We start from the raw sequence: 7,940 nt of genomic DNA, 5'->3' as shown, positions 1-7,940 counted from the left end.
CCCTCGCGGCGCGCGACGCCCGCCCGGCCGGCTCCCGCCCCGCCGGTGCGCCGCGTACGGCGACCGTCTTCGACCTCGACTGGCGGCCCATGTTCTGGGACGGGGGCGACGACAGCGCCGAGGCTCCTGCGCGGTACCGCGAGGCGCTGGCCCATGTCACGGTCGCCGTGGGCAACATCGACGAGTGCGCGATCGCGACCGGCGAACGCGAACCGTACGCCGCCGCCCGCGCCCTGCTCGCGGCCGGGGTGGAGCTCGCGGTCGTCAAACAGGGCCCGAAAGGTGTGCTCGCCGTCCACCGCGACGGCACCACCGCCGACTGCCCGCCCCTGCCGGTGGAGGTGGTCAACGGCCTCGGCGCGGGCGACGCGTTCGGGGGTGCGCTCTGCCACGGACTGCTCGCCGGGTGGCCCCTCGACCGCATCGTGCGGTACGCGAACGCGGCCGGAGCCATCGTCGCCTCCCGGCTCGCCTGCTCGTCAGCGATGCCGTTCCCGGACGAGGTCGTAAGGGCCCTCGCGGCCGGAGCCGTCACGGCCGACCCCCATGGGGCGGCCGACCGAGCCGACCGAGCCGATCCAGCCGCTCCCGCCGACCGAGCCGATCCAGCCGACCCCGGCGCTCCGGCGAACCCTCCGACCGGAGCGGGCTCATGACGCCTCTCGCGCCCTCCCTCTCCGAACTCGTGCGGCTGCGCGCCGAGCGCCCCGAAGCCGTCGCCGAGGCCGCCGCGCGACGGAAGCGGCGGCGGCTGATCCGTCACCCCGGCGACCGGTTGATGGTCATCGCGGCGGACCACCCCGCGCGCGGCGCGCTCGCCGTGGGGGACCGGGCCCTCGCCATGGCCAACCGCTTCGAGCTGCTGGAGCGGCTCTGCCTCGCCCTCTCCCGCCCCGGGGTCGACGGAGTGCTCGCCTCCGCAGACGTCCTGGACGACCTCCTCCTGCTGGGCGCGCTGGAGGACAAGGTCGTGATGGGCTCGATGAACCGCGGCGGGCTGGCCGGCGCCGCGTTCGAGCTCGACGACCGGTTCACCGGCTACCGCCCGGACGACCTGGTCCGCCACGGGTTCGACGCGGGGAAGCTGCTGCTGCGCATCGACCACGACGACCCCGGTTCGCTGGAGACCCTGCACACCGCCGCCCGGACCGTCGACGCGATGGCGGCCCACCGGCTGCCCGTCTTCGTCGAGCCGTTCCTCTGCCGCCGCGTCGACGGCCGCCTCCGCAACGATCTCGGCGCCGCCGCCGTGGCGACCTCCATCGCCATCGCGTCGGGCCTCGCCGGGACCTCCGCGTACACCTGGCTGAAGGTCCCCGTCACCGACGACCCCGACGCCATGGCCCGGGCGATGGAGGCCTCCACCCTGCCCGCCGTCCTGCTCGGCGGCGAGGTCGGCGACGACCAGGACGCCGCGTACGGGAAATGGCGGGACGCGTTGCGGCTGCCCACCGTGCGGGGGCTGGTCGTGGGGCGCTCGCTGCTCTACCCGGTCGACGGCGACGTGACGCGCGCCGTCGACACCGCCGTATCACTGCTCGGTACGGGTAGGGAGGGGCCATGACGACGCACCACCCGCTGGAGCGGGACCATCCGTACCACCTGCCGGCCGGCAGCGCCGCGCGCGGGGCGTACGCCGTCGACATCGATCCCGAACGGGCCGGCTGGGACCGTTCGGCGCTGCGGGTGCTGGAGCTGGAACCGGGCGGTGTTCACACGCTCGACACCGGCGGTAGTGAATGGATCGTCCTGCCGTTGGCCGGTGCCTGTACGGTGCGTACGGCAGGCGAGACCTTTGAACTGCTGGGCCGGGAGAGCGTGTTCAGCGGGGTCTCCGACTTCGCCTACGTACCGCGCGACTCCCACGCACAGATCGCCTCCGGCGCAGGTGGCCGCTTCGCCCTGGCAGGAGCGAAGTGCGAGCGACGACTCCCCGCTCGCTACGGCCCCGCGCCGGAGGTACCCGTCGAGCTGCGCGGCTCCGGGACCTGCTCGCGCCAGGTGAACAACTTCGCCGCCGCCGACACCTTCGACTGCGACCGGCTGATCGCGGTCGAGGTGCTCACCCCCGGCGGCAACTGGTCCTCGTACCCGCCCCACAAGCACGACGAGCACGTGCCGGGCGAGGAGTGCGAACTGGAGGAGATCTACTACTTCGAGGTGGCGGACGGCGGGATCGGCTACCACCGGGTCTCCCCCTCGCGCGACGGCGGTACGGACGTCCTCGCCGAGGTGCGCGGCGGCGACACCGTCCTCATCCCCGACGGCTGGCACGGCCCGTCCATCGCCCCGCCCGGCCGGACGCTGTACTACCTGAACGTGATGGCCGGGCCGGGGGAGGAGCGCGCCTGGCTGATCCGCGACCATCCCGACCACCGATGGATCCGTGACACCTGGCGGGAGGAGCCGATCGACGCCAGACTCCCGCTCTACACGGCGCATCCGGCGCCCGGCCCGGAGGTAACGCCTTGAGCCCGACGAGTCCCGCCGGCCCGACGAGTCCCGCGACCCCCCACGGCCCCACCCGCCGGCTGACCACCGCTCAGGCCCTGGTCGCCTTCCTGGCCCGGCAGTACACCGAGCGCGACGGCCACCGACAGCGGCTCATCAGCGCCACCTGGGGCATCTTCGGCCACGGCAACGTCGCCGGCATCGGCCAGGCACTCGTCGAAGCGGGCGGCGACGGGAACGGCGGCGGGAACGGCGGCGGGAACGGGCCCGCGCACCGTATGCCCTACCTCCAGGGCCGCAACGAACAGGCCATGGTGCACGCGGCCGTCGGGTACGCCCGCCAGTCGGGGCGGCTCTCCGCGCACGCGGTGACCACGTCCATCGGCCCGGGGGCCACCAACCTCGTCACCGGGGCCGCCCTCGCGACGATCAACCGCCTGCCCGTCCTCCTCCTGCCCGGCGACACCTTCGCGACCCGGCCCGCCGACCCCGTGCTCCAGCAGCTCGAAGTGGAGTACGCGGGCGATGTCTCGGTCAACGACTGTCTGCGCCCGGTCTCGCGCTACTTCGACCGGATCACCCGCCCGGAGGCACTGATTCCGGCGGCCCTCCAGGCGATGCGGGTCCTCGCCGACCCCGCCGGGACCGGGGCCGTCACGCTCGCGCTGCCGCAGGACGTGCAGGCGGAGGCGTACGACTGGCCCCAGGAGTTCTTCGCCGAGCGCGACTGGCACGTCCGCAGGCCCGCCCCCGACGCCCACGAACTGGAAGCCGCCGTACGGGCGGTGCGCTCCGCCCGCCGCCCCCTGATCGTCGCGGGCGGCGGGGTCCGGCACAGCGCCGCCGAGGAGACGCTCGCCGCGTTCACCGCCGCGACCCGCATCCCGGTCGCCTCCACCCAGGCGGGCAAGGGCGCACTCCGCCACGACCACCCGGCCGACGTCGGCGGCATCGGCCACACCGGCACCGCCACCGCCGACGAACTCGCCCGCACCGCCGACCTGGTGATCGGTATCGGCACCCGCTTCTCCGACTTCACCACCGCCTCCGGCACGCTCTTCGCCGATCCCGCCGTCCGCTTCCTCCACCTCAACATCACCGGCTTCGACGCCCACAAACTGGCCGCCCTCCCGCTGGTCGCGGACGCCCGCGCGGGGCTGGAGGCGCTCACGGCGGCGCTCGCCGGACGCGGCTACCGGGTCGACCCGGCGTACGAGACGGAGTACACCGGCGCGAAGGAAGCGTGGGAGGAACGGGTCGAGGCGTCCTTCGCCACCCCCGACCCCACCGCACGCCCCACCCAGACCCAGGTCCTCGGCCTCCTGGACGCCCTGGTCACCGAGGACGACATCCTCATCAACGCCGCGGGCTCCCTCCCCGGCGACCTCCACAAGCTCTGGCGCACCCGCTCCCGCGACCAGTACCACGTCGAGTACGGCTACTCCTGCATGGGCTACGAGATCCCGGCCGCGATCGGCGTCCTGCTCGCCGCGGAAGCCCGAACGCCGCGCCGCCCCGTCTGGGCGCTCGTCGGCGACGGCACGTACCTGATGAACCCCACCGAGATCGTCACCGCCGTCCAGGAGAACCTGCCCCTCAAGCTGGTCGTCCTCCAGAACCACGGATACGCCTCCATCGGCGGCCTCTCCGAGTCGGTCGGCGCCGAACGCTTCGGCACGGCCTACCGCCACCGGGACGCCGACGGCGGCTTCACCGGCCCGCCGCTCCCCGTCGACCTGGCCGCCAACGCGGCCTCCCTCGGCATGCGTGTCCTGCGCGCCATCACCGTCGCCGACCTGCGCGAAGCCCTCTCCGAGGCCCGTGACGCGAAGGGCCCCACTTGTGTCTACGTCGAGACCGAAACGCCCGACACAGTGTCGGGCCCCCCTCCGGCACAGGCGTGGTGGGATGTTCCGGTAGCCGAAACCGCGAGCCGACCGGCGGCGGTCAAGGCCCGGGAGGAGTACGACCGGCAGGCCGCCGCCCGACGCCGCCATCTGTGAAGCCTGCCTGAACCCGCCCGAACCTGCCCGAGCGGCCGGAAGCCTGAAGGAGTACGTCATGACGAAGACCGTCAACCACTGGATCGGCGGCAAGACAGTGGAGGGCACGTCGGGCCAGTACGGTCCCGTCACGGACCCGGCCACCGGCGCCGTCACCACGCAGGTCGCGCTCGCCTCCGTGGAGGAGGTCGACGCGGCCGTGGCGGCGGCGAAGGCCGCGTACGCGACGTGGGGCACCTCCTCGCTCGCCCAGCGCACCACCGTCCTCTTCCGCTACCGCGCGCTGCTCGACGCCCACCGCGACGACATCGCCGCGCTGATCACCGCCGAGCACGGCAAGGTGCACTCGGACGCGCTCGGCGAGGTCGCCCGCGGTCTGGAGATCGTCGAGCTGGCGTGCGGGATCACCACCCAGCTCAAGGGCGAGCTGTCCACGCAGGTGTCCAACCGGGTCGACGTCTCCTCGATCCGCCAGTCCCTGGGCGTCGTCGCGGGCATCACGCCGTTCAACTTCCCGGCCATGGTGCCGATGTGGATGTTCCCGCTGGCCATCGCCTGCGGCAACACGTTCGTGCTGAAGCCCAGCGAGAAGGACCCCTCGGCCGCCAACCTGCTGGCCGAGCTGGCATCGGAGGCCGGTCTTCCGGACGGCGTCCTCAACGTCCTGCACGGCGACAAGGTCGCCGTCGACGGCCTGCTGAACCACCCCGACGTGGCCGCCGTCTCCTTCGTCGGCTCCACCCCCATCGCCCGCCACATCCACGCCACCGCCTCCGCCAACGGCAAGCGGGTGCAGGCGCTGGGCGGCGCGAAGAACCACATGCTCGTCCTCCCGGACGCCGACCTGGACGCGGCCGCCGACGCGGCGGTCTCGGCGGCGTACGGCTCCGCCGGCGAACGTTGCATGGCGATCTCCGCCGTCGTCGCGGTCGGCGCGATCGGCGACGAACTGGTCGCGAAGATCCGTGAGCGCGCCGAGAAGATCACGATCGGCCCCGGCAACGACCCCGCCTCCGAGATGGGCCCCCTGATCACCGCCGCCCACCGCGACAAGGTCGCCTCCTACGTCACGGGCGCCGCCGCCCAGGGCGCCGAGGTCGTCCTGGACGGCACCGGCCACACCGTCGAGGGCTTCGAGGACGGCCATTGGATCGGCCTGTCCCTCCTGGACAGGGTCTCCACCGACTCCGACGCGTACCGGGACGAGATCTTCGGCCCGGTGCTGTGCGTGCTCCGCGTCGACACGTACGAGGACGGCGTCGCCCTCATGAACGCCTCGCCGTTCGGCAACGGCACCGCGATCTTCACCCGCGACGGCGGCGCGGCCCGCCGCTTCCAGCTGGAGGTCGAGGCCGGCATGGTCGGCGTCAACGTCCCGATCCCGGTCCCGGTGGGCTACCACTCCTTCGGCGGCTGGAAGGACTCGCTCTTCGGCGACCACCACATCTACGGCAACGACGGTGTGCACTTCTACACGCGCGGCAAGGTCGTCACCACCCGCTGGCCCGACCCGGCCGACGCCCCGGCGGGCGTCGACCTCGGCTTCCCGCGCAACCACTGAGGACCGCCCCCCCACCGTTCTCACCGGTCCCCGCCCGCTGCGGCGCGCGGGCGGGGACCGCCACCCCGCGAAAAGCGGATGCCGGGCCACCGCCCCGCCCCGCATCCTGTGACCCATGAACGCCCCGATCCTCCCGCCCCGTTACGAGATCCGCGCCCGGCACACCGCGTCGAGCGTCACCGTGTACCAGGCGTACCGGCCCGCCCTCGGGCTGCCCGCCGCGCGCGACGGACGGTTTCCTGAGGAGTGGAAGCGGGACCGGATGACCTGGATCAAGCCCAGCTTCCTGTGGATGATGTACCGCTGCGGATGGGGCACGAAGGAAGGCCAGGAGGTCGTCCTCGCCGTCGAGATCGACCGGACCGGCCTGGAATGGGCCCTCGCGCACGCCGAACTCTCCCACTACGTACGCGGCGTGCACACCGACCGGGCGGCCTGGCAGCGGAGCCTGCGGGCCGCGCCCGCCCGGGTCCAGTGGGACCCCGAACGCGACCTCGACCTGAACCCGCTCCCGTACCGTTCCCTCCAGCTCGGGCTGAGCGGCGAGGCCGCCCGGCGGTACGCCGACGAGTGGACGGTGTCCGTCCGCGACGTGACCCCGCTGGCCCGCGAGGTGCACGCGACGGTCCGGGCGGGGGAGAGGGAGAGGGCCGCGGCCCTGCTGCCCGTGGAGACACCGCTCGGCCTCGCCGTACCCCGGCCGGTGCGGGGCGCCTCCCCGACGCCGGACATGTGACTTTCGGCAGTGCCGGAAGGCTCCCGGTCTCCGTAGCCTCTCCCTCGTGAACAGCCTTTCCCTCATGAACAGGACCCCTCGTGGGCCCGGCCCCTGGTGGGCGGACCCGGGAGGCCTGCTGGTGCCCGCGGCGGCGGCCTTCGGCGCGCTGAGCCTGGTCGGGTGGTGGTGGGGCCTGCCGACCGCGGTCGCCGCGTTCGTCGCGGGGAGGGGCCCCGGGCGCGGCAGAACGCTCGTCCTGGTCCTGACCGCGGTGCTCGTGGCCGGGGCGGTGGCGGTGGCCGTGATGCCGTCGCTGCTCGCTCTCGGGACGCAGTTCGTGGCGGTGGTCGTCCTGGCCGTGCTGGTGCCCTGGTTCGTGGGGCGGTTCTCACGTCAGTACCGGGAGTTGGTCAGGGCGGGCTGGGAGAGGGCCGAACATCTGGAGCGGGAGCGGCAGTTGATCGCCGAGCAGGCGAGGCTGCTGGAGCGGGCCCGGATCGCCCGGGACATGCACGACGTGCTGGGCCACGACCTCAGCCTGATCGCCCTGTCGGCCGGGGCACTGAAGCTGGCGCCCGGCCTGGACGAGCGGCACCGGCGGGCCGCCCAGGACATCCGCGGCAGGGCCGGGGCGGCGGTGGAACGCCTCGGTGAGGTGATCGGCGTCCTCCGCGAGGAGAGCGAGGGCCCGCCGCAGGGGCCGCGGGACTCCGACATCCCCCGGCTCGTCGGTGACGCGGCCGCCTCCGGGCTCGCCGTCGAACTGACGGTGGCCGGAGAGGTGGCGGGCCTGCCGCCCGCCGTCGAACGCGCCGCGCACCGGGTCGTGCAGGAAGGCCTGACCAACGCGGCCAAGCACGCGCCCGGCGCGTCCGTGAGCGTCGAGCTCTCGCACACGGCGACCGAGACCCGGGTGGCGGTCCGCAACGGGGCCCCGGCAGGCCCGTCGGCCCGGCACGGGGGCGGCCGAGGAGGCGCCGGGCACGAGGACCGTGGACCCGCCGGGCACGGGGGCCGCGGCCTCATCGGGCTGGACGAGCGCGTCCGGCTCGTCGGCGGCATCCTCGACCACGGCCCCCGGGACGGCGGCTTCACCGTCGCCGCCCGGCTGCCCCACCACGCCGCCGCGCAGCCCGCGCCCCGGCCCGCCGGCCGGGGGGCGAGTTCCGTGCCCGCGGGGTACCGGCGCTGTCTCTTATACACATCT

General features: G+C 74.0%; 7 protein-coding genes. All 7 read left to right on the top strand.

What is annotated here, in order from left to right; translation table 11 throughout:
- Positions 1 to 656 (top strand): PfkB family carbohydrate kinase (locus tag CR470_RS33465; RefSeq protein ID WP_257139004.1); only part of this gene is annotated, 656 nt, incomplete at its 5' end.
- Positions 653 to 1,564, top strand: a complete 912-nt coding sequence (locus tag CR470_RS33460; protein ID WP_097871212.1) for a Cgl0159 family (beta/alpha)8-fold protein — start codon at positions 653 to 655, stop codon at positions 1,562 to 1,564. The genes CR470_RS33465 and CR470_RS33460, both read left to right, overlap by 4 nt.
- The gene (gene iolB, locus CR470_RS33455) at positions 1,561 to 2,472 is read left to right on the top strand and encodes a 5-deoxy-glucuronate isomerase (RefSeq protein WP_097871211.1); all 912 of its coding nucleotides are present in this window, start codon (positions 1,561 to 1,563) and stop codon (positions 2,470 to 2,472) included. The genes CR470_RS33460 and iolB overlap by 4 nt, the downstream gene beginning before the upstream one ends.
- Positions 2,469 to 4,454, top strand: coding sequence for a 3D-(3,5/4)-trihydroxycyclohexane-1,2-dione acylhydrolase (decyclizing) (iolD, locus tag CR470_RS33450; RefSeq protein ID WP_097871210.1), 1,986 nt, complete (start codon positions 2,469 to 2,471; stop codon positions 4,452 to 4,454). Before iolB ends, iolD begins: the two co-directional genes overlap by 4 nt.
- A gap of 58 nt (positions 4,455 to 4,512) precedes the next feature.
- Positions 4,513 to 6,015 (top strand): CoA-acylating methylmalonate-semialdehyde dehydrogenase, encoded by a 1,503-nt coding sequence (gene mmsA / locus CR470_RS33445; protein ID WP_097871209.1) that lies wholly within the window; start codon positions 4,513 to 4,515, stop codon positions 6,013 to 6,015.
- Positions 6,016 to 6,130: 115 nt separating this feature from the next.
- Positions 6,131 to 6,751 carry a DUF4291 domain-containing protein gene (locus CR470_RS33440; RefSeq protein WP_097871208.1) on the top strand — a complete coding sequence of 207 codons (621 nt, stop codon included), beginning with the start codon at positions 6,131 to 6,133 and terminating at the stop codon, positions 6,749 to 6,751.
- A gap of 121 nt (positions 6,752 to 6,872) precedes the next feature.
- On the top strand, positions 6,873 to 7,940 hold a 1,068-nt coding region (locus CR470_RS33435; protein ID WP_107489523.1), incomplete at its 3' end, for a sensor histidine kinase.

The organism is Streptomyces sp. rh34, from assembly GCF_002551245.1.
Lineage (GTDB): Bacteria > Actinomycetota > Actinomycetes > Streptomycetales > Streptomycetaceae > Streptomyces.
The sequence above is the reverse complement of the archived record's forward strand: the minus strand, read 5'-3'. Positions and strand labels throughout refer to the sequence as shown.

What these genes read in the sequence shown, in the direction of transcription:
- CR470_RS33460 (WP_097871212.1), top strand. Translation starts at nt 653, where the DNA reads ATGACGCCTCTCGCGCCCTCCCTCTCCGAACTCGTGCGGCTGCGCGCC.
- iolB (WP_097871211.1), top strand. Translation starts at nt 1,561, where the DNA reads ATGACGACGCACCACCCGCTGGAGCGGGACCATCCGTACCACCTGCCG.
- mmsA (WP_097871209.1), top strand. Translation starts at nt 4,513, where the DNA reads ATGACGAAGACCGTCAACCACTGGATCGGCGGCAAGACAGTGGAGGGC.
- CR470_RS33440 (WP_097871208.1), top strand. Translation starts at nt 6,131, where the DNA reads ATGAACGCCCCGATCCTCCCGCCCCGTTACGAGATCCGCGCCCGGCAC.